Source organism: Streptomyces sp. NPDC002994, assembly GCF_040611155.1.
GTDB lineage: Bacteria > Actinomycetota > Actinomycetes > Streptomycetales > Streptomycetaceae > Streptomyces.
The window spans coordinates 43,472-62,774 of record NZ_JBEXNQ010000005.1 but is presented as its reverse complement, the minus strand read 5'-3'; the positions used below and the strand labels follow the sequence as shown (position 1 = coordinate 62,774).

The 19,303-nt window shown below is 69.3% G+C and carries 24 protein-coding genes; 16 read left to right on the top strand and 8 right to left on the bottom strand.

The window, feature by feature from the left end:
- Positions 1-68: 68 nt before the first annotated feature.
- Positions 69-905, bottom strand: coding sequence for an NAD(P)H-binding protein (locus tag ABZX79_RS07525; RefSeq protein WP_355253133.1), 837 nt, complete (start codon positions 903-905; stop codon positions 69-71).
- Between the two features lie 87 nt (positions 906-992).
- Between ABZX79_RS07525 and ABZX79_RS07520 the strand changes: the two genes are divergently transcribed.
- Both ABZX79_RS07520 and ABZX79_RS07515 read left to right on the top strand, forming a co-directional pair.
- Complete coding sequence (locus ABZX79_RS07520; RefSeq protein WP_355253131.1) at positions 993-1,409, top strand: helix-turn-helix domain-containing protein; 417 nt, start codon at positions 993-995, stop codon at positions 1,407-1,409.
- Complete coding sequence (locus ABZX79_RS07515; RefSeq protein WP_355253128.1) at positions 1,409-2,611, top strand: DUF2786 domain-containing protein; 1,203 nt, start codon at positions 1,409-1,411, stop codon at positions 2,609-2,611. The genes ABZX79_RS07520 and ABZX79_RS07515 overlap by 1 nt, the downstream gene beginning before the upstream one ends.
- A 74-nt stretch (positions 2,612-2,685) precedes the next feature.
- On the opposite strand, the gene ABZX79_RS07510 is transcribed toward ABZX79_RS07515, so the two are convergent.
- Genes ABZX79_RS07510 through rpmB form a run of 3 tightly spaced genes read right to left on the bottom strand, consistent with a single transcriptional unit; the run spans position 2,686 to position 3,761 of the window.
- Positions 2,686-3,180 carry a hypothetical protein gene (locus ABZX79_RS07510; RefSeq protein ID WP_355253125.1) on the bottom strand — a complete coding sequence of 165 codons (495 nt, stop codon included), beginning with the start codon at positions 3,178-3,180 and terminating at the stop codon, positions 2,686-2,688.
- Positions 3,181-3,219: 39 nt separating this feature from the next.
- Positions 3,220-3,525, bottom strand: a complete 306-nt coding sequence (gene rpsN / locus ABZX79_RS07505; RefSeq protein ID WP_215133705.1) for a 30S ribosomal protein S14 — start codon at positions 3,523-3,525, stop codon at positions 3,220-3,222.
- Positions 3,525-3,761: a 50S ribosomal protein L28 gene (rpmB, locus tag ABZX79_RS07500; RefSeq protein ID WP_214973879.1), complete on the bottom strand. Its 237-nt coding sequence runs from the start codon at positions 3,759-3,761 to the stop codon at positions 3,525-3,527. Before rpmB ends, rpsN begins: the two co-directional genes overlap by 1 nt.
- Before the next feature lie 50 nt (positions 3,762-3,811).
- Here rpmB and rpmG point away from each other — a divergent pair, with 50 nt between their 5' ends.
- The 5 genes from rpmG (at position 3,812) to ABZX79_RS07475 (ending at position 6,014) form a co-directional block, all read left to right on the top strand.
- Positions 3,812-3,976 carry a 50S ribosomal protein L33 gene (rpmG, locus tag ABZX79_RS07495; protein WP_138898864.1) on the top strand — a complete coding sequence of 55 codons (165 nt, stop codon included), beginning with the start codon at positions 3,812-3,814 and terminating at the stop codon, positions 3,974-3,976.
- 39 nt (positions 3,977-4,015) lie between these two features.
- Positions 4,016-4,261, top strand: coding sequence for a type B 50S ribosomal protein L31 (locus tag ABZX79_RS07490; protein WP_215133704.1), 246 nt, complete (start codon positions 4,016-4,018; stop codon positions 4,259-4,261).
- On the top strand, positions 4,261-5,409 hold the full coding sequence (locus tag ABZX79_RS07485) for a GTP-binding protein (protein WP_355253120.1): 1,149 nt from the start codon (positions 4,261-4,263) through the stop codon (positions 5,407-5,409). The genes ABZX79_RS07490 and ABZX79_RS07485 overlap by 1 nt, the downstream gene beginning before the upstream one ends.
- Positions 5,410-5,417: 8 nt before the next feature.
- Entirely contained in the window at positions 5,418-5,654 is a 237-nt protein-coding gene (gene rpsR / locus ABZX79_RS07480; RefSeq protein WP_355253696.1) for a 30S ribosomal protein S18, read from the top strand.
- 117 nt (positions 5,655-5,771) lie between these two features.
- Positions 5,772-6,014: a DUF397 domain-containing protein gene (locus tag ABZX79_RS07475; protein ID WP_189715548.1), complete on the top strand. Its 243-nt coding sequence runs from the start codon at positions 5,772-5,774 to the stop codon at positions 6,012-6,014.
- Positions 6,015-6,065: 51 nt separating this feature from the next.
- Here the strand turns inward: ABZX79_RS07475 and ABZX79_RS07470 are convergent, their stop codons facing one another.
- Positions 6,066-6,584, bottom strand: a complete 519-nt coding sequence (locus ABZX79_RS07470) for an ATP-binding protein (RefSeq protein ID WP_355253117.1) — start codon at positions 6,582-6,584, stop codon at positions 6,066-6,068.
- Between the two features lie 342 nt (positions 6,585-6,926).
- On the opposite strand from ABZX79_RS07470, the gene ABZX79_RS07465 reads away from it, so the two are divergent.
- From ABZX79_RS07465 to ABZX79_RS07435, 7 genes are all read left to right on the top strand, one after another.
- Entirely contained in the window at positions 6,927-7,790 is an 864-nt protein-coding gene (locus ABZX79_RS07465; RefSeq protein WP_355253114.1) for a helix-turn-helix transcriptional regulator, read from the top strand.
- 63 nt (positions 7,791-7,853) lie between these two features.
- Positions 7,854-9,311: an aldehyde dehydrogenase family protein gene (locus tag ABZX79_RS07460; RefSeq protein ID WP_355253111.1), complete on the top strand. Its 1,458-nt coding sequence runs from the start codon at positions 7,854-7,856 to the stop codon at positions 9,309-9,311.
- A gap of 90 nt (positions 9,312-9,401) precedes the next feature.
- Positions 9,402-9,953 carry a DinB family protein gene (locus ABZX79_RS07455; protein WP_355253108.1) on the top strand — a complete coding sequence of 184 codons (552 nt, stop codon included), beginning with the start codon at positions 9,402-9,404 and terminating at the stop codon, positions 9,951-9,953.
- A 16-nt stretch (positions 9,954-9,969) separates the two neighbouring features.
- The gene (locus ABZX79_RS07450; protein WP_355253105.1) at positions 9,970-10,587 is read left to right on the top strand and encodes a PadR family transcriptional regulator; all 618 of its coding nucleotides are present in this window, start codon (positions 9,970-9,972) and stop codon (positions 10,585-10,587) included.
- Positions 10,588-10,664: 77 nt separating this feature from the next.
- Complete coding sequence (locus ABZX79_RS07445) at positions 10,665-11,624, top strand: ATP-binding cassette domain-containing protein (protein ID WP_355253102.1); 960 nt, start codon at positions 10,665-10,667, stop codon at positions 11,622-11,624.
- Positions 11,621-12,418 carry an ABC transporter permease gene (locus ABZX79_RS07440; protein ID WP_355253099.1) on the top strand — a complete coding sequence of 266 codons (798 nt, stop codon included), beginning with the start codon at positions 11,621-11,623 and terminating at the stop codon, positions 12,416-12,418. Before ABZX79_RS07445 ends, ABZX79_RS07440 begins: the two co-directional genes overlap by 4 nt.
- Before the next feature lie 116 nt (positions 12,419-12,534).
- The gene (locus tag ABZX79_RS07435; RefSeq protein WP_355253096.1) at positions 12,535-13,719 is read left to right on the top strand and encodes an exo-alpha-sialidase; all 1,185 of its coding nucleotides are present in this window, start codon (positions 12,535-12,537) and stop codon (positions 13,717-13,719) included.
- Between the two features lie 49 nt (positions 13,720-13,768).
- On the opposite strand, the gene ABZX79_RS07430 is transcribed toward ABZX79_RS07435, so the two are convergent.
- Entirely contained in the window at positions 13,769-15,187 is a 1,419-nt protein-coding gene (locus ABZX79_RS07430) for a glutamate decarboxylase (RefSeq protein WP_355253093.1), read from the bottom strand.
- 122 nt (positions 15,188-15,309) lie between these two features.
- On the opposite strand from ABZX79_RS07430, the gene ABZX79_RS07425 reads away from it, so the two are divergent.
- Positions 15,310-16,068: a MerR family transcriptional regulator gene (locus ABZX79_RS07425; RefSeq protein ID WP_355253090.1), complete on the top strand. Its 759-nt coding sequence runs from the start codon at positions 15,310-15,312 to the stop codon at positions 16,066-16,068.
- Between the two features lie 81 nt (positions 16,069-16,149).
- Here ABZX79_RS07425 and ABZX79_RS07420 read toward each other — a convergent pair whose 3' ends face one another.
- The gene (locus ABZX79_RS07420; RefSeq protein ID WP_355253087.1) at positions 16,150-16,515 is read right to left on the bottom strand and encodes a YbjQ family protein; all 366 of its coding nucleotides are present in this window, start codon (positions 16,513-16,515) and stop codon (positions 16,150-16,152) included.
- 146 nt (positions 16,516-16,661) lie between these two features.
- Here ABZX79_RS07420 and ABZX79_RS07415 point away from each other — a divergent pair, with 146 nt between their 5' ends.
- Entirely contained in the window at positions 16,662-17,360 is a 699-nt protein-coding gene (locus ABZX79_RS07415; RefSeq protein WP_355253085.1) for a VTT domain-containing protein, read from the top strand.
- Between the two features lie 15 nt (positions 17,361-17,375).
- Here the strand turns inward: ABZX79_RS07415 and ABZX79_RS07410 are convergent, their stop codons facing one another.
- The gene (locus ABZX79_RS07410) at positions 17,376-19,067 is read right to left on the bottom strand and encodes a threonine/serine exporter family protein (protein ID WP_355253082.1); all 1,692 of its coding nucleotides are present in this window, start codon (positions 19,065-19,067) and stop codon (positions 17,376-17,378) included.
- Positions 19,068-19,303: the final 236 nt, after the last annotated feature.

The following is a 19,303-nucleotide window of genomic DNA, read 5'->3' as shown; positions in this document are numbered from 1 at the left end:
CAGACTTCCGCGCCGCGGCCCGCCGGGCACGACCCCTGAGCCGACTCTTGAGGTATGCCTGGCCCTACCTACGCCGCTCGCCCGCCGCCCACCGCTTCCACGTACACATCCAGCGCCGACCGAGGCGCCCGCCCCAGCAGCCGCGCCAGCTCGCTCTCCCTACCGTCGCCCCCGTCCATGAAGCCGCCCGCGATCGCGGAATACGTCCCCACCAGCATCGGCACCTGGAAGGCCGCGGCCTTGCCCGCCCCCGCGATCGCCGCCCTGGCCCCCGCCAGGCTCCCCGGCTCGTACGGCACCGACAGAGCCGCCGCCAAGTCCGCGCCGCCCAACGCCCGTTCCCCGGTCAGCTCGTACGTAAGCCCCACATGCGACGCCGCCGACACCGCCACCCGAGCCGCCACCTCCGCCAGGTCCTCCCGTGCCACCGCGGCGAGCCGCCCGGTGCCCAGCGGTGCGGTGATCCGCCCGTCGGGGCCGGGCGCCGCGATGTGGGCCAGGAACTCGGCGTACAGCCCATTGCGCAGCACAGTCCACTCCAGCCGGCTGCTCCCGCGCAGGCGCCGCTCGGTCCAGCGGTGCGCGAGCGCGTACGGCAGATGGTCACCGTCGGACGACAGGCTCGTATAGACGATGTGCCGTACGCCCGCGTCCTCGGCGGCGGAGATCGCCGCCTCGTGGCGCGCGATGACGACGTCGTCCTCCCCTTCTCCCGCGGAGATCAGCAGCAGCGTCCCGATCCCGGCGAAGCCCTCGACCAGGGACGCGGGGTCGTCGAAGTCGATACGGCGGCCCCCGGGAGCGGGGTTCCTCGTACCCAGAACTACGTCCTCGCGGTCCGCCAGGCGCTGTGAAACGAGCCGGCCGAGACCACCGGACGCACCGGTGACCAGGATCTTCGACATGGAATGACTCTCCCCGCGTTCGTGGTTCCTCTTGGTAACTGGGACCATCCTTGGTGGCGGCGCGCGATCGCGTAAGGAGGCACATTGATGTCAGTGGGGCACACGGGAGTAACCACCGACCCCGTGATCAGCTGTGACGAACCGCAGGAGGACTGCGGAATCCGCGACGTGCTCGACCGGCTCGGCGACAAGTGGTCGGTCCTGGTCGTGGTCGAACTGGCCGCAGGAATCCGCCGGTTCAGGCAGCTCCAGCGCGCCCTGCCCGGCATCTCGCAGCGCATGCTGACCCTCACCGTCCGCCGCCTGGAGCGCGACGGCCTGCTCTCGCGGACCGTCCACCCGACGATTCCGCCGCAGGTCGAGTACGAGCTGACGCCGATGGGCCACTCCTTCACTCACGTGCTCAAGGCCCTGTCGGTCTGGTCCCTGGACCACCGGGAGGCGATGGCCGACTCCCGCAGCGCATGGGACGCGGCCCACGCCCGAGCCTCGGGAATCCGCTGATGGAACAGAAGGAACAGAAGGAACAGATCGAGAAGGCCGTCGCGGCAGCCGTGTACGCCGCCGACGACAACGCCGGCCTGGACCTCGGCGCCTCGCTCGCCGCCGCAGCTCCCTGGGCCGAAGCAGGCCGCGAACTGCTGCGCCGGGGTGAGGAGTTCGTACGTCGCGCCTGGGAGCGCGGCTGGCAACCCGCCGATGTCGTACGCATCGTCCGCCGCGACCTCGACGACCGCCACGTGCGCCTGACCACCGACCTGATCGCCGCCGAGAACCGCAGGTACGCCAGAACGGCCCCCCGCTGGGAGGCGCAGCTCCGCGACCTGGAGGCGGCCGAGGTGTGGTGGGGCAGTGACGACCGTTACGCCGACGCCCTCGCGGCCCGCGAGCGGGCGGACCGCTTCTCGCTCGCCACGGCGCTCCTGGAGCTCTTCCGCCTCCTCGTCCGGCTGCCCGCGATCGAGCCGGTGGGCCCGCCCCCGGGCGAACCCGTGCACGTACGCCCGCACTCACCCACCCCGGACGAGCCGCGCATGCTCACCCGCATCCGCGCGCTGCTGGCCAAGGCGGAGGCGACCGACTATCCGGAGGAGGCGGAAGCCCTCACCACCAAGGCGCAGGAGCTGATGGCGCGCCACAGCATCGACGCCGCGCTGCTCGCCGCCCAGGGGCACACCGGTGACGTACCGGTCGCGTGCCGGATCGGCGTCGACGCGCCGTACGAGACGGCCAAGGCGATCCTGCTCGACGCCGCCGCCTCCGCGAACCGCTGCCGCGCGGTGTGGAACAGCGGGCTCGGCTTCTCCACGGTCGTCGGCTTCGAACCCGACCTGGAATCCGTCGAGCTGCTCTACACCTCCCTCCTCGTGCAGGGCACGGCGGCGATGACCCGGGCGGAGGCGGCCCAGCGGGCGGGCGGCCGCAAGCGTACGAAGGCCTTCCGCCAGGCGTTCCTGACGGCGTACGCCAGCCGGGTCGGCCACCGCCTGTCCGAGGCGACGGAACACGTCACCGAGGAGGCAGGCGGCTCGCTGCTGCCGGTGCTGGCGGCGCGGGACGTGGCGGTGGAGGACCGCGCGGAGCGGATGTTCCCCGAGACGACGTCGACGCGGGTACGGGGCGTCAACGACCACGCGGGGTGGGAACACGGCACGGCGGCCGCGGACCGGGCGACGATGCCGCGCCGTCCCGGCGTGACCCGCTGACTCCCTGGACGACGAAGGCCGCGGCCCCGTGAGGAGCCGCGGCCTCGTGAGGAGCCGAAACGTAAGCCAGTGAGTCAGGAACCCGGCAGCTTGGGCAGGTCCGTGGGAATGCCCTCCGGCAGCTTGTCGCCGACGGCGGACTTCTTGTAGGAGTCCACGATCCCGCTACCCCATTTCACGGTGATCGTGTTGCCGCCCGCGCCCGGCGTGACAAGCCCGGTCGTACGGTCGGCGTTGCCGTCGGGGCACTTCAGTCTCAACGTCACCTTGGTGTCCTTGGCGTCCTTGGCGACCGTGCCGGAGCAGACGTGCTCGCCCGCGACAGCCGCGTCGGAACCCTGGACGACCAGCATGACGATCTTGCCGTCGGTCGTCGCGACCCAGGACCCGGAGACGTCCGCCGACGCCCCCTGGTCCCCGGCGGGCGGAGCGCTGCTCTGCCCGCTGCCGCCCTTGTCCCTGCCCTTGTCGCCGCCCGTGCTGCCGCCGCTGTCGCTGCTGCAGCCGGTCAGTACGAGGGCTGCCGCGACGGCCGCTGCCGAGACGGTGGTACGTACAAGCTCACGCACGCCGGACTCCCCACTTTCGGTAGGTCGGAACGCGCCAAGCTACCAGGAGGACTTGCGTACGCCCGGGAGGAAACCGGCATGCGCCTGTTCCCGCATCCGCACCCTGGAGAGCCCGAACTTCCGGAGGTGGCCCCGGGGCCGGCCGTCCACACTGTCCCGGTTTCGTACGCGCGTCGCACTCGCGTCGCGCGGCTGACGGCGCAACTCCGCCAGCGCGGCCGCACGCTCGCTCTCGCCCGTTCCGGGCTTGCGGAGGATTTCCTTCAGCTCCGCCCGCCGCTCGGCGTACCGCTCGACGACGACCTTGCGCCGTTCATTGCGGGCGATCTTGCTCTTCTTCGCCATCAGACCTTCACTCCTCGCGCGCGGATGCGGGCGACGGCCGCCTCGACGCCGATCAGGTCGACGGTCTTGATCGCCCTGGCGCTGAGTACGAGCCGCACATGGCGCCCCTCACTGGCCAGCCAGTAGCGCTTGCGCTGGATGTTCGGGTCGAAGCGGCGTGAGGTGCGCCGGTGCGAGTGGGAGATGTTGTTGCCGAATCCCGGCTGGGCGCCGGTCAGCTGGCAGTGGGCGGACAAGGTCAATCACTCCTCTTTGATAATGGGAACCATTTCCATATACTAACCACATGGCACGCAACGAAGTCCGCCCGATCATCAAGCTCAGGTCCACGGCGGGGACCGGCTACACGTACGTGACCCGCAAGAACCGCCGTAACGACCCCGACCGCATGACGCTCCGCAAGTTCGACCCGGTCGTCCGCCGGCACGTCGACTTCCGCGAAGAGCGCTGACCGAGCAGTAGTGACCAGAGCAGAAAGGGGCATCACTTCATGAAGCCCGGAATCCACCCGTCGTACGGCCCCGTGGTCTTCCGCGACAAGGCCGGCGGCTTCGCCTTCCTCACCCGTTCCACCATGACCAGCGACAAGACGGTGGAGTGGGAGGACGGTCGTACGTACCCCGTCGTCGACGTGGAGATCTCCTCGCAGAGCCACCCCTTCTACACGGGCACGGCGCGTGTACTGGACACGGCGGGCCGCGTGGAGCGCTTCGAGCGCCGCTACGGAGCGAAGTAGTGAGCCAGAAGGGGAAGCTGCCGGTCGTCATCGTCGGCGGCCTGCACTCCGACGCCCGTAAGGAGGTGGTGGAGCAGCTGCTGCGCCGGGTCCCCGGCAGCGTCGCCCTGCATCACGACCTCTCGACCGCGGCTGAAGGAACGGTACGCCGCACCGTCCGCGACACCCACGGCGAGAGCTCGTCGGGCGACGCGCCGCTCGTCAACGACTGCGCGTGCTGCGCCCTGCGCGAAGACCTGGTGCCGGAGCTTGAGCGGCTGGCCGGCAGCGGCCTCACCCGGCTCGCGGTCGTCGAGCTGTGGGACTCGGTCGAGCCCAAGGCGATGGCGGAGGTCGTCGTCGCGCACGGCGGCGACGTACTCGACCTGACCGCCGTCATGACGGCCGTCGACCCCGCGCTGCTCCTGCCCTACCTCGGCTGCGGCGACGATCTGGCCGAGGCCGGACTGGCGGCGGCCGCGACCGACCAGCGCACGGTCGCGGACACGTGGGCGCGGCAGCTGGAGTACGCCCCTGTCCTCGCGGTGGTGGACAGCGAGGAGGCGGACGAGCAGGACGACGCGCTCCTCGCGCAGCTGCACCCGACGGCCCGCCGGGTCAGGGCGGCCTCCGGCGAGCTGGCCGAGGCGGCCTTCGCCGGCTTCGACACAGAGGCCGCTGCGGCGCGCCAGCACCCGGCGTGCGCGCTGCTTCCGCAGGACGCGGACGACAAGGGCGTCGGCACGCTGGTGTGGCACCGCGACCGCCCCTTCCATCCGGAGCGGCTGTACGAAGCACTGGAGGACCTGACCTGCGCGGCCGCCCGCAGCCGGGGCCGGTTCTGGCTCGCCGACCGGCCGGACACGCTGATGGCGTGGGACGCGGCGGGCGGCGCGCTGTGTGTGGAGAGTGCGGGGCCGTGGCTGGCCTCGCTGCCGGACGCCGCCTGGGAAATGGTCCCGCCCGTACGCCGGGCCGCGGCCGCGCTCGACTGGCACCCCGAGCACGGGGACTGCTGCCAGCACCTGGTCTTCACTTCACCGGGACTCGACCGTGGTGGGCTCGAAGAGCTCCTCGAATCCTGCTTGTTGACCGATGCCGAATACGCGGCGGGGCGTGATGCGTGGAAGCTCCTGCCGCCCGCTTTTGATTCCCTTCTGGAGGCATGATGTCCCGCCTGTCCCGAGGTAAAGACCCTCGTAAGCCCCTCAAGTCCCGACCCAATCCACTGGACGAGGCGAAGATTACGTACATTGACTACAAGGACACCGACCTGCTGCGGAAATTCATTTCGGATCGCGGGAAGATCCGGAGCCGACGTGTGACAAGGGTCTCCGCCCAGCAGCAGCGGCAGCTGACCCGGGCCATCAAGAACGCCAGGGAGATGGCGCTGTTGCCGTACCTCTCGCGCTGATCCGGAGTGCTGTAATCAGGAGAGCACCCCGCGTGCACGTGCATCTGCCCATGCATCCGCAAGTGAACAAAGCTATGATCCGGGGCAGTTGACATCTGCACTTTCCGGGAGCGACCTGTGCACCACGCGTACAACGGCATGGCGGCCACAGAGCTTCACGGGGTGGTCTGGCAGAAGAGCAGGCACAGCAACTCACAGGGGTCCTGTGTGGAGTTTGCCAAATTGCCGGGCGGGAATGTGGCAGTCCGCAATTCGCGGCACCCGGACGGGCCCGCTCTCGTCTACACACCTGCCGAGATCGAGGCGATGCTGCTCGGCATCAAGGACGGCGAGTTCGACCACCTGACAGCAGGCGGCTGACCGGAATCAACCGGTCCGCCACCCGCCAACCCGCCAGCCGTTCACTCTGTGTTACTGCTGTTCGCTCCTGAGGCGGAACAGCGCCCACACGACCTTGCCGCTCAGCGTCCCGGCGAGCGGGTGCCATCCCCAGCTGTCGCTGAATGAATCCACCAAAAACAAGCCACGTCCGGACTCGGCGGAGAAGTTGTCCGGCTCACGCGTCACCGGGCTCTCGTGGCTGGGGTCGCGCACGGCGCACACCAGACGCGAGGTCCAGCGCATCAGATGCAGCCGTACGGGAGGGTCCTGCTCGCTCGTACGCGGGGTGTCGGCCGGCAATGCGTGCCGCAGCGCGTTGGTGACGAGCTCGGAGACGACCAGTGCCACGTCGTCGAAGCACTCGCCGAGCTCCCACTGCGCCAGCGTGGACTTGGTGAACTGGCGGGCTCCGCGCACCGCTTCGTACCTGGGTGGCAGCGCGCAGGAGGCCGAGCTGGAGACCTCCGCGGGGTCGATGGGGGGAAGGCCTTGTCTTAACGGCTCCAACGGCTCGAACGGCTCGAGCACGGTCGATCCATTCGTCCCCATGCGAGGCACTCCCGGGATTCGCGGTCGTTGCGATACAGCGGTAGCGATGCGGCGGTAGTACGGCGACAGCACGAAAGAGCATGCAGGTGCGCGCGGACCATGGTTCCGAATGCGTACGGCAGATGCAAGGGCAGATGCACGTGCACGCGCCGGACCTGTCCGACCCCGTGCCGGTTCTTGCTCATTTCTCCCCGCCGCCTCTTTTGGTGACTTGTACAGCTCTTGCCATTTCCGTAATCGGATGAGTACGGGCTGAAGCGTTTTAATGGCAGACTGCGGCTCTCGGAGACCTGGGGGATGGCGCTCCGCTACTGAACTGTCGGACTGGGGAGGGCTGGAGAAGTGACCGCAGGTGAGTCGAGCGGCTCTGTGGTGCGGCGCATCCTGCTGGGATCCCAGCTCAGGCGGCTGCGTGAGTCGCGGGGGGTCACCCGCGAGGCGGCCGGCTACTCGATCCGAGCATCCGAATCGAAGATCAGCCGCATGGAGTTGGGACGGGTGAGCTTCAAGGCCAGGGACGTCGAGGACCTGCTGACGCTCTACGGCGTCACCGACCAGGCGGAGCGCGAGTCGCTGCTGAGCCTGGCGCGGGAGGCCAACGTGGCGGGCTGGTGGCACAGTTACGGCGATGTGCTGCCTGGCTGGTTCCAGACGTACATCGGACTCGAAGGTGCCGCCTCCCTCATCCGGATTTACGAAGTCCAGTTCGTTCACGGGCTGTTGCAGACCGAGAGCTACGCGCACGCCGTCGTTTCCCGCGGCATGCCGCAGGCGAGCGCGGCGGAGATCGACCGCAGGGTCGCGCTGCGCCTGGAGCGTCAGAAGGTGCTCGTGTCCGAGCGCGCGCCGCACTTCCATGCCGTACTCGACGAGGCGGCGCTGCGCCGTCCGTACGGCGACCGGGCCGTGATGCGGGGGCAGTTGCAGCACCTCATCGAGGTCTCCGAGCAGTCGAACATCACGCTTCAGGTCATGCCGTTCAGCTTCGGCGGACACGCGGGCGAGAGCGGCGCGTTCACGATGCTGCAGTTCCCCGAGTCGGATCTCTCGGACCTCGTCTACCTGGAGCAGCTCACCAGCGCGCTGTACCTGGACAAGCGCGAGGAAGTCGCCCAGTACCGGCGGGTGATGGAGCGGCTCCAGAAGGACAGCCCGAGCGCGGCGGAATCCCGGGACGTGCTGCGCGGTCTACTCCAACTCACGTAACCCGCCAGTAGGATGAGGTTTCATCAGGAGTCCGCACCTGCTCACCCTGCAGTAAGGGATCGCATGTCCTTCTTCACCGACCTGGCCCATCAGTACATCGACGGCGAGTGGCGGACCGGCAGCGGCTCGTGGGACATCATCGACTTCAACCCGTACAACGGGGAGAAGCTCGCCGCGATCACGGTGGCCTCGGTGGACGAGGTCGACGAGGCCTATCTGGCGGCGGAGCGCGCGCAGCCGGCCTGGGCCGCGTCGAGTGCGTACAAGAGGCGGGACGTCCTGGAGCGCGCCCTGCGGATCACGCAGGACCGCGAGGACGAGATCATCGAGGCGATCATCGACGAGCTCGGCGGTACGCGGCTGAAGGCGGCGTACGAGGTCCATCTCGCCAAGGAGTTCCTGCGCGAGGCGATGCAGAGCGCGCTGCGGCCCGAGGGGATCATCATGCCCTCGCCCGTGGAGGGCAAGGAGAACCGCGTCTACCGGCTGCCGGTCGGGGTCGTCGGTGTCATCAGCCCCTTCAACTTCCCCTTCCTGGTGACGCTCAAATCGGTCGCCCCGGCGCTGGCGCTGGGCAACGCGGTCGTGATCAAGCCGAACCAGAACACGCCTGTCGTCGGCGGCGGCCTGATAGCCAAGATCTTCGAGGACGCCGGGCTGCCCGCCGGGCTGCTCAATGTGCTGATCACGGACATCGCGGAGATCGGTGACGCGCTGATAGAGCACCGGGTGCCGAAGGTGATCTCCTTCGCGGGCTCCGACAAGGTGGGGCGGCACGTGGCCGCCGTCGCCGCGAGCCACTTCAAGCGCGCGGTGCTCGAACTGAGCGGCAACAGCGCGCTGGTCGTCCTGGACGACGCGGACGTCGACTACGCGGTGGACGCCGCGGTCTTCAGCCGCTTCGTGTACCAGGGGCAGGTCTGCATGGCCGCCAACCGCATCCTGGTGGACCGCTCGGTCGAGGCGGAGTTCACGGAGAAGTTCGTCGCGAAGGTACGGTCCCTGGTCACCGGCGACCCGGCCGACGCCAGGACCCACATCGGGCCGGTCATCAACACCTTCCAGGCGGAGGCGTTGACGGGGCTGGTGGAGCAGGCGCTCGCCGAGGGCGCGACGGCGCTCGTACGAGGCTCTACGCGCGGCAATCTTGTCGAGCCGACCGTACTGAGCGGGCTGCCGGCCGACTCTCCGATCCTGGCGCAGGAGATTTTCGGTCCGGTGGTCCTGCTGATCCCGTTCGACGGCGAGGACGCGGCCGTACGGATCGCCAACAACAGCGAGTACGGGCTGAGCGGGGCGGTCCACACGGGGAACCTGGAGCGGGGCGTGCGCTTCGCGAAGCGCGTCGAGACCGGGATGATCCACATCAACGACTCGACGGTGCAGGACGAACCGCAGGTGGCCTTCGGTGGCGAGAAGTCGTCGGGGATCGGGCGGCTGAACGGGGAGTCGGCGGTGGAGGCGTTCACCACGCAGAAGTGGATCTCCGTGCAGCACGGGCGGACGAAGTTTCCGTTCTGACGGGGGAGTTGCGGACAGAAGCTGTCCGCGAGGGTTCGTAGCGTAGGTCTTGTCAGTTCGACGACGAGACGACGACAAGAGGCGGACATCATGGTCGTACACGTGAACGCAGAGGCCCCCGGTGACGAGCGTGGCGCGCTCCTGGCCTTCCTGGACGCCGAGCGCGGCGGAATCCGGCGGGCGCTGCTCGGGCTGACGGACGAGCAGGCCGCGACGAAGCCGAGCGCGAGCGAGCTGTCGCTGTCCGGGCTCCTCAAGCACGTCTCCGAGGTGGAGCAGGGCTGGCTGTCCCGGGCGAAGCAGGTCGCGCCGGAGGTGCAGCGGTCCGAGGAGACCTGGCACGAGAGCTTCCGGCTGGTCGGTGACGAGACGGTCGAGAGCCGGCTGGCGTACTGGGAGAAGGTCGCGCGGCAGACCGAGGAGTTCATCCGGTCGGTGCCGAGCCTGGACGACACGTTCCCGCTGCCGGACGAGCCGTGGTTCCCCGACTCGGAGCGGGTCTCCATGCGGTGGCTGTTGCTGCGGCTGATCGCCGAGATGTCCCGGCACTCGGGCCACGCCGACATCATCCGCGAGAGCCTGGACGGCAAGACGGCGTTCGAGCTGGTGGCGCTGGAGCGCGTACTCTCTACTCAAAGTTGAGTAGAAGGGTGCGGCGATGTCAGCGATCCGGCTGCTGGTACTGGGCGCCGTCCGTCAGCACGGGCGCGCGCACGGCTATCAAGTACGCAACGACCTGGAGTTCTGGGGCGCCCACGAGTGGTCCAACGCCAAGCCCGGGTCGATCTATCACGCGCTGAAGCAGATGGCCAAGCAGGGACTGCTGCACGCCCACGAGATCGCGCCGAGCACGGCCGGCGGCCCGCCGAGGACCGAGTACGAGGTCACGGAGAAGGGCACTGAGGAGTACTTCGGGCTGCTCCGCGAGGCCTTGACGACGTACGACCAGAAGATGGACGTGCTGTCGGCGGGGATCGGCTTCATCGTCGACCTGGAGCGGGCCGAGGCGGTCGAGCTGCTCAACGAGCGGGTGCGAGGGCTGGAGGGGTGGCGGTCGGCCGTCACCGATTACTACACGCCGGAGGACGGACCGGAGTCGATCGGTCACATCGGCGAAATCATGAACATGTGGGTCCACTCGGCGGACGCGGGGGCGGAGTGGACGCGCGGCCTCATCTCCCGGATCGAGGGCGGGGCGTACACCTTCGCGGGTGAGGGCGGTGAGCCCTTTGTGGGGGTGCTGGCGGAGGGCCAGGAGAATCCGTACGCCAGCTAATCAAGTTTGACGAATGGCGCGGGCGGGCTTACCTTTGGCGTCGTAGTCAAGTTTGACTACGACGCTGGAGGGGATGAATGGCATTGGCTGACGCCGACGCGGCGATCGTCGTCGAAGGAGTACAGAAGCGGTACGGGGAGAAGCGGGCCCTGGATGGGCTGGACCTGGTGGTGGGGCGCGGCACGGTGCACGGCGTGCTCGGGCCGAACGGCGCGGGCAAGACCACGATCGTCCGGATCATGGCCACGCTGCTGCGGCACGACGCGGGACGGGTGGAGGTGGCCGGGTACGACGTACGGTCGCATTCCCGCGAGGTGCGGCGGCAGATCGGGCTGCTCGGGCAGCACGCGGCGGTCGACGAGGGGCTGGGCGGGCGGCAGAACCTGGAGATGTTCGGCCGGCTGTACCACCTGGGGGCGCGCCGGGCGGGCGCACGGGCCGACGAGCTGCTTCAGCGGTTCGGGCTCGCCGACGTGGGGCGCAAGCCGGTCGGGAAGTACAGCGGAGGCATGCGGCGGCGGCTGGATCTGGCCGCCTCGCTGATCGGTAATGGGCACAGCACCGATCCGCAGGTGCTGTTCCTGGACGAGCCGACGACCGGGCTCGACCCGCGCGGACGCGCGGAGGTGTGGGGCGCGGTGCGGTCGCTGGTCGGGGGAGGTACGACCGTACTGCTCACGACGCAGTATCTGGAGGAGGCCGACCAGCTGGCCGACCGGATCACGGTGGTCGACCGGGGCAGGGCCGTCGCGGAGGGCACGCCGGACGAGCTGAAGGCCAAGGTCGGCGGAGACAGGATCGACGTGGTGCTGCACGACGCACGGCAACTGGGCGCGGCGGCCACGCTGATGGGCCCGGACGCGGAGACGGACGTGGACCGGCGGCGGATCAGCGCGCCGGTGGCGGACCGGATGGCGGCGCTGACCGGGATCGTACGGGCGCTGGAGGCGGCGGGGATCGAGGCGGAGGACATCGCGTTGCGCAGGCCGACGCTCGACGAGGCGTTCCTGCACCTCACGAAGGAGGTTGCGGCATGAGCGGCACGGGTGCGGCTGTCGGATGGGCGGTCACCGATTCCTGGACGATGACGCGGCGCGAACTCGCCCACTGGGCGCGGCAGCCGGTGCAGGTGATCGTCGGCCTGGTCTTCCCGGTGATGCTGCTGCTGATGTTCGGGTTCCTGGTCGGCGGCGGGAAGGGCGTGTCGGGCGATTACGTCGACTTCCTGGTGCCCGGCATGCTGGCGCTGACCATGGCCTTCGGCCTGGAGGCGACGATGCTCGCGGTCACCCAGGACCTCAACAAGGGGGTCATCGACCGGTTCCGGTCGATGCCGATGACCTCGGGCGCGGTGCTGGTGGGGCGGGCGATAGCGGACATGCTGCAGTCGGCGGCCGGCCTGGCGGTCCTGGTGGCGGTGGGCTACGCGATCGGCTGGCGCTGGCACGGCGGGGTGCTCGGATTCCTGGGCGCGATCGGGCTGTTGCTGCTGCTCCGCTTCGCGATGCTGTGGATCGGCATCCAGCTGGCGATGGTCGCGGGCAAGCCGGAGATGGTCCAGGCGGTGCAGATCCTGGTCTGGCCGGTGGGCTTCCTCTCCAACGCCTTCGCGACTCCGGAGTCGATGCCGGGATGGCTCGGCGCCTTCGTCGAATGGAACCCGCTGTCGGCGACGGCCACAGCGGTACGCGACCTCTTCGGCAACCCAGCGGCGGCAGGAAGCTCCTGGCCTGCGGAGCATGCTGGGCTGTTGGCGGTGGTGTGGCCGGTGGTTCTGGTGGCGGTGTTCTTTCCGCTGGCGGTAAGGCGGTTCGCACGACTGAGCCACTAAAGCTCACGAACTGACGTGTGGAGAAGTGGAACCCGGGCGCGGTCTGCGGTGTACCAGAAGGAGAAGTGGTCGACGGCGAGACCGCAGACCGCAGACCGCGAGACCGGGGGAGTGCAATGCGCAAGCCGCTCACGACAGTCGGGGCGCTGACCGCCGCCGTGCTCATCGCGCTGGCGATGCTGGCGGGATGTTCGACAACGCCTGATCCACCATCGGAAGAGGCGTCGCAGCCGCCGAAGGTGCCGTCCGGACGTGATCTGCCCGGCTGGGCACACATGGTGGGCCTGGCAGCGGACGGCAGCGGTTTCGCGCTGCTCGCGAAGTGCGTGCAGGACGTGGAGCGGCCCGAGAACGGGTTCTGCCGCCAGTATGTGGCGATCTTGGACAAGGGGGCGTCGCAGTGGCGGCTTCGCAAGGCACCACTGACCGAAAAGTCGGGCACGGACGGCATCTCGGCGGACTTGAGGGTGCTCGGCCCGGGCCGGGCATGGATGCGGGACTGGATCGAGGAGGACCGGCACCGCACCTGGTTCACGGCGGACGGTGGGCGGACCTGGCAGGTCCGTGACGTGAAGCGCGCCGGGGAGGTGCGGTCGATCCCGAAGGGAGCCGCGCTCTCTACGCTCTGCGGGCCTCCGACGGCCCCCGACGGGCTGGAGTGCCCGAAGGACCGTCTCATGGTGATGTCCCCCGACGACGGAAGGCTTCGGCAACTGAACGCGAATCCACCGCTGGCGGGACGGCTGCACCCGGCGACGTACGCCGAGCCCGACGGCTCGTGGTGGGTCTCCGGGCAGGACCCGTCGTCCGGGGCACCGGCGGTAGCGGTATCCCGTGACGCGGGCCGGACTTGGACAACGAGCATGCTGGACAGTCCGGTGAAGAAGCCTGGTTGGGGAGTGCGGGTCTCAGTGGGCGACGGCGTCGTCTACGCGGCGGAGATGGGAGAACTGCCGGCCGGCGAGCCGGTCAAGAATCCGGTACGGGCGATTCACCGCAGCAGGGACGGCGGCCGCACCTGGGAGCGGACCTGGACGACGGGCCGGGAGCGCGAGCCGCGCACGCTGGCGGGCGTGCTCGTTCCGGGTAAGGGCGACGCCCTGCGCCTCCACGCTGAGAGCGGCACCTTCACCAGCCCGGACGGCGGCCGCACCTTCCACCGGACGGGGCGCGGCCCCGGCCTCGGTCACGCGTCGACGGTCCCGCTCGGCCGCCTGGTGACGGCCGGCGCCTGCGGGCACCGAATATCGGCGGACGGCGAGCGCTGGACGACGTTCACGGTAGGCACCTGCGAGAACTGACCCCACACCCTGCTGGTGTCCGCGCCTTCAGCTCAGCGGCGTTACGGGTTCAGTGGTGGAAGGACGTCGCGGCGGCCGCGTCGCGAGTCGCCGGTTCCCGCTGCGCCCGCAGCTCGGGCAGCAGCTCACCGAGGCTCTCCATCAACAACCCCGCGAGATCCGCGGAAAAGCCATTGCGGCACACGATCCGCAGGACGGCGAGATCCTGCCGGTTCTCGGGAAAGGTGTACGCCGGCACCAGCCACCCCCGCTCCCGCAACCGCCGCGACACGTCAAAAACATCGAAGCTCCGCACATCGGAGGCGGTGGTGAAGGCGAACACCGGCAACTCGTCGCCCCGCGACAGGAGTCGGAAGTCGCCCATCGCCTCGACGCGCTCCGCCAGCCCCCGCGCCACGTCCCTCGACGCCTGCTGCACAGCCCGGTACCCGTCCCGGCCGAGCCGCAGAAACGTGTAGTACTGCGCGACCACCTGCGCGCCCGGCCGGGAGAAGTTGAGGGCGAAGGTCGGCATGTCGCCGCCCAGGTAGTTGACCCGGAAGACCAGTTCCTCCGGGAGCTCGGCGGGCGAGCGCCACAGCGCCCAGCCGACCCCGGGATAGACCAGACCGTACTTATGTCCCGAGGTGTTGATGGAAGCGACCCTCGGCAGCCGGAAGTCCCACACCAGATCCTCATCGAGGAAAGGAGCGATCATCGCGCCGGACGCCCCGTCCACATGCACGGGAACATCGAGACCCGTCCGCTCCTGGAGGTCGTCCAGGGCCGCGCAGATCTCCGCGACGGGCTCGTAGGAGCCGTCAAAGGTGGAGCCGAGGACGCCGACCACCCCCATGGTGTTCTCGTCGCAGAGCGCAGCGGCGGCCTGCGGGTCAAGATGGAAACGGTCTCCCTCCATGGGCACTTGGCGCGCTTCGACCTCCCAGAAGTTGCAGAACTTCTCCCAGCAGACCTGGACGTTGACCCCCATCACCAGGTTGGGCCGGGCCCGGCCCGGATAACGGTCGGCATTCCTCATCGCCCAGCGGCGCTTGAGCGCCATCCCGGCGAGCATGCACGCCTCGCTGGACCCGGTCGTCGAGCAGCCGACGGCCGCCGTCGGATCCGGGGCGTTCCAGAGTTCGGCGAGCATGGCGACGCAGCGCCGCTCCAGCTCGGCCGTGCGCGGGTACTCGTCCTTGTCGATCATGTTCTTGTCCCGGCACTCCCCCATCAGCTCGCCCGCCTGAGGCTCCATCCAGGTGGTGACGAAGGTGGCGAGATTGAGCCGGGAGTTGCCGTCGAGCATCAGCTCGTCGTGCACGAGCTGGTACGCCGTCGCGGGAGCCATTGGCCCGTCGGGCAGCCGGTGCCGGGGCGGGGCGGACTCCATGCCGCCGACCGGATCGGCCGCGCCGTAGAAGGGATTGAGGGCGAGCCTGCGGTGCTGCTGACTGTCCCGGCCCGTACCACCTCGGTGAAGTGCCATGCGCTCACCATAAGGGCGGATAAGTGGACGTAACACTCCAAAGAACAAGGCTTGCACCTCACGTGACGTGAGGGCTCAGGCTGAGGGCGTACCAAGAAAAGGAAGCAGAAGGAGCGGAAGCGATGAGCTACTCCGTGGGACAGGTCGCCGGATTCGCCGGAGTGACGGTGCGCACACTGCACCACTACGACGAGATCGGACTGCTCTCCCCGGGCGGCCGCAGCCACGCCGGCCACCGGCGCTATGACGACGCCGACCTGGACCGGCTGCAGCAGATCCTGTTCTACCGGGAGCTCGGCTTCCCGCTCGACGAGGTGGCGGCTCTCCTGGACGACCCGGCCGTGGACCCGCGGGAGCACCTGCGGCGTCAGCACGAGCTGCTGTCCGGCCGGATCGCGAAACTTCAGGAGATGGCCGCCGCCGTCGAAACCGCCATGGAGGCACGGAAGATGGGCATCAATCTCACCCCGGAAGAGAAGTTCGAGGTCTTCGGCGACCACGACCCCGAGCAGTACGCCGAGGAAGTCGAGCAGCGCTGGGGCGCCGGCGAGGCGTACAAGGAGTCGCAGCGCAGGGCCGCGTCGTACACCAAGGAGGACTGGCTGCGGATCAAGGCGGAGGGTGACGAGAACACCGCCCGCCTGGTCGCCGCCATGGAGGCCGGCGCAGCGCCGGACTCCGTCCGGGCCATGGACCTGGCCGAGGAGCACCGCGCCCTGATCGGCCGCAATCACTACGACTGCGGCTACGACATGCACGTCTGCCTCGCCGAGATGTACGTCGCCGACGAGCGCTTCACCACGTCCATCGACGCGGCGAAGCCCGGCCTGGCGGCCTACCTGCGCGAGGCGATCCTGGCCAACGCCGCCCGCCACGCGTAGCCGCGCGGCAGTGCGGGAGCGGCAGTAACGAACCGTTCCGTCCGGCCCCGGAGGCGCCCCGAGGCCGGACGGGCACCTTCGTCACTCCTTGGAGAGGACGACCGCCGTGCCGTAAGCGCACACCTCCGTGCCCACATCTGCGGCGTCGGTCACATCGAAACGCATCATCAGCACACCGTTGGCACCACGCGCCCTCGCCTGCTCGACCAGCCGCTCCATCGCCTGATTGCGCGTCTCCACCAGCGTCTTGGTGAGCCCCTTGAGTTCGCCGCCGATCATCGACTTCAGCCCGGCGCCGATCTGGCTGCCCAAGTGCCGCGAGCGGACTGTGAGACCAAAGACCTCTCCGATGACGCGGTCCACCCGGTATCCGGGTGCGTCGTTCGTGGTGACCACCAGCACATCTGACTGGGTGCCCTGTCCACCGCCGTAATCCTCGATGCTCATCCGCATCCACCTCCTGCCGCACAGCTTTGCCCCAGTGCGTCCCCGGCGCATCCCCTTGGGGGCTACTGGAACCAGAAGGCCCCCGTCGGCGTTGATAGCTTTGGGCAGCAAACCCGCAGACGATCCCACCCTGGAGCCCGGTACCCGTGAATACGCTTGCGCTCGGACCGAGCTGGCTGGAGCCGAATTATCTGCTGGAGCAGTTCGGTCTGATCGGCCTGCTGGTCATTGTCTTCGCCGAGTCCGGCCTGCTCATCGGCTTCTTCCTGCCCGGCGACTCGCTGCTGTTCACCACCGGCCTGCTGGTGACCACGGGCGCCCTCGACACCCCGCTGTGGCTGGTCTGCACGCTGGTCGTCCTCGCGGCGATCATCGGCGACCAGGTCGGCTATCTCTTCGGCCGCAAGGTCGGCCCCGCCCTTTTCACGCGCCCGGACTCCCGGCTCTTCAAGCAGGAGAACGTGGAGAAGGCCCACGACTTCTTTGAGAAGTACGGCCCGAAGTCGCTGGTGCTGGCCCGCTTCGTGCCGATCGTGCGCACCTTCACGCCGATCATCGCCGGCGTCAGCAGGATGAACTACCGCTCGTTCATCACGTACAACATCATCGGCGGCGTGCTCTGGGGCGCGGGCGTCACGCTGCTCGGCGCCTCGCTCGGCAAGGTCGATTTCGTACACAAGAACATCGAAGCGATCCTGATCCTGATCGTGCTGATCTCGGTGCTCCCGATCGTCATCGAGTACCTGCGCGCCCGCAGCAAGAACAAGAAGGCAGCGGCCGCCGAGGACGGCGGCGAGGCCGACGGCATGCCCCCGGCCTCGCGCGGCCGCCACGCCAAGCGCTGACGCCGGGCAGAGGAGTCAGAAGCCGCGCGTCCGCTTGGCCGCGCGGCGGCTCGCCCCACGGCCCGCCCCCGGCACCTTCAGGAACAGCCGCGAGATCTCGCCACCCAGGTTCACCCCGATGGCGATGGCCAGCGACAGGGCCGCCGCGCTCGACAGGGACGCGAGCCCCTTGTTGAGGTCGTTCTGCGCGATGCCCAGCAGTCCGAAGTACGTCGCCGAGCCCGGCAGCAGCGGACCGATCGCAGCCGTGACGTACGGCAGCGCCGAGGCGTACTGGTAGCGCGAGAACAGCTGCCCGAAGAGGCCCACAAGACCGGCCGCCACCGCTGTCGAAGCCACCTGCGAGATCTCTCCGACGTCGTGCATCGCACCGTAGATAAGCCAGGCGACTCCGCCGTTGAGGGTCACGATCAGCACGGTGTTACGTTCCTGCTGAAGCAGGATCGCGAAGGCGAAACAGAGCAGCATCGACGCGAGGATCTGCGTCACCGGCCGTTCGACGGTCTCCAGCGACGTCGCCGCGTGCAGCTCGGCGTCCAGCTGCACTCCCAGATAGAGCACGGTCAGCACGCCGATGACGATCGCGATGAAGAAGTACATGACTTCGAGCAGGCGCGCCGACGCGGTGATGTAGTAGCCGGTCAGGCCGTCCTGTACGCCCGCGACCAGCGCCCGCCCCGGCAGCAGCGCGAACAGCCCACCGGTGATCACGGCCGAGGGCCGGACGTCCCACATCGCCGAAGTCGGTGCCAGCGTGAGCGCCACCCCTATCGCGGCGGGCGGCATCGCCGCCACAACGAACTGGTAGAACTCCGGCAGCCCGCGCCCCGCGCACAGCCAGGCCAGCCGGTCACCGAGCATCGCTCCGATCGCGGCCGCCAGGAACACCACGGGCCCACCGCCGACCAGCACGGAAGCCGCACCGGCCAGCAGCCCGCTGGCCGACGTCAGCGCCCAGCCGGGGTACGGGTGGCGGTTACGGCGCATCTCCGCGAGCGTGCGGTACGCCTCCTCCAGCGTGACGTCGGTGTCCGGCGACGTGATGTCGTCGATGAGGTGGTAGACCGCCGCCAGCCGCGTGTAGTCGGTGCCCCGGCGGCGTACGGTCCTGCTCGCCGTCACCGGGTCCTCGACCAGCGACGGCTGGTACGAGATCGAGAGCAGGGTGAAGGTGACGTTCGGCTCGCAGCGGTCGAGCCCGTACGCCCGGCTCACCCCGAACATCGCCGCCTCGACGTCCTCGGCGCCCTCACCGCCCGCGAGCAGCAGCTCGCCGATACGCAGCGTCAGGTCGAGCACGCGCGGTACGGCGGGCCCGGCCTCGTCGTGGCGCTGCACCGGCTCCGGGACCGGACGGTCGCCCACCGGCATGCGCAGCAGCGTACGCATCCGGTCCTGCCAGGGCGCTTCCTTGGTCAGCCGGACCATGGGCACCCCGTAGGCCGGGGTGAACGCGGGCGGCGCGTTCCGGGCGCTGTAGGTGCTCGGGGTGTCGAAGGCCGAGGTCTCCGGCGGAATGGGGTGTTCCCCGGTGGTCGTGCCCCGCGGAAGTGCGAACTCGGAGGTCGGACTGTCCTCGTCGACCGGCTCCGGCTGTTCCACCCCGGCCGGCGGAGTAAAGGCGCTGCGCGCCTCGTCCGACTGCGGCTTGCGGTCCTCGGGGCCCTCACTCTCGGCTCCGCTGCCGCCGCGCTTCGGCTCCGCCACTACTTGCCTCGTTTCGATTCCTTGATCCAGTACGTCAGCACGCCTGCCCGACCCGGGCCCGGGCCCGGGAGCCCAAGCCATGGCCAAGGCCCGACAAGCCCAGTATGCGGACGGACACCTTCCCGTTGCGCGCCGCTCAACACACGGCGGGGGGGGGGGGCCCCCGGGGGGGGGGGGGCCCCCCCCGGTGGGGGGGGTGCCCCCGGGGGGGGCGGGGGGGGCGGCCGGCCGCGCCC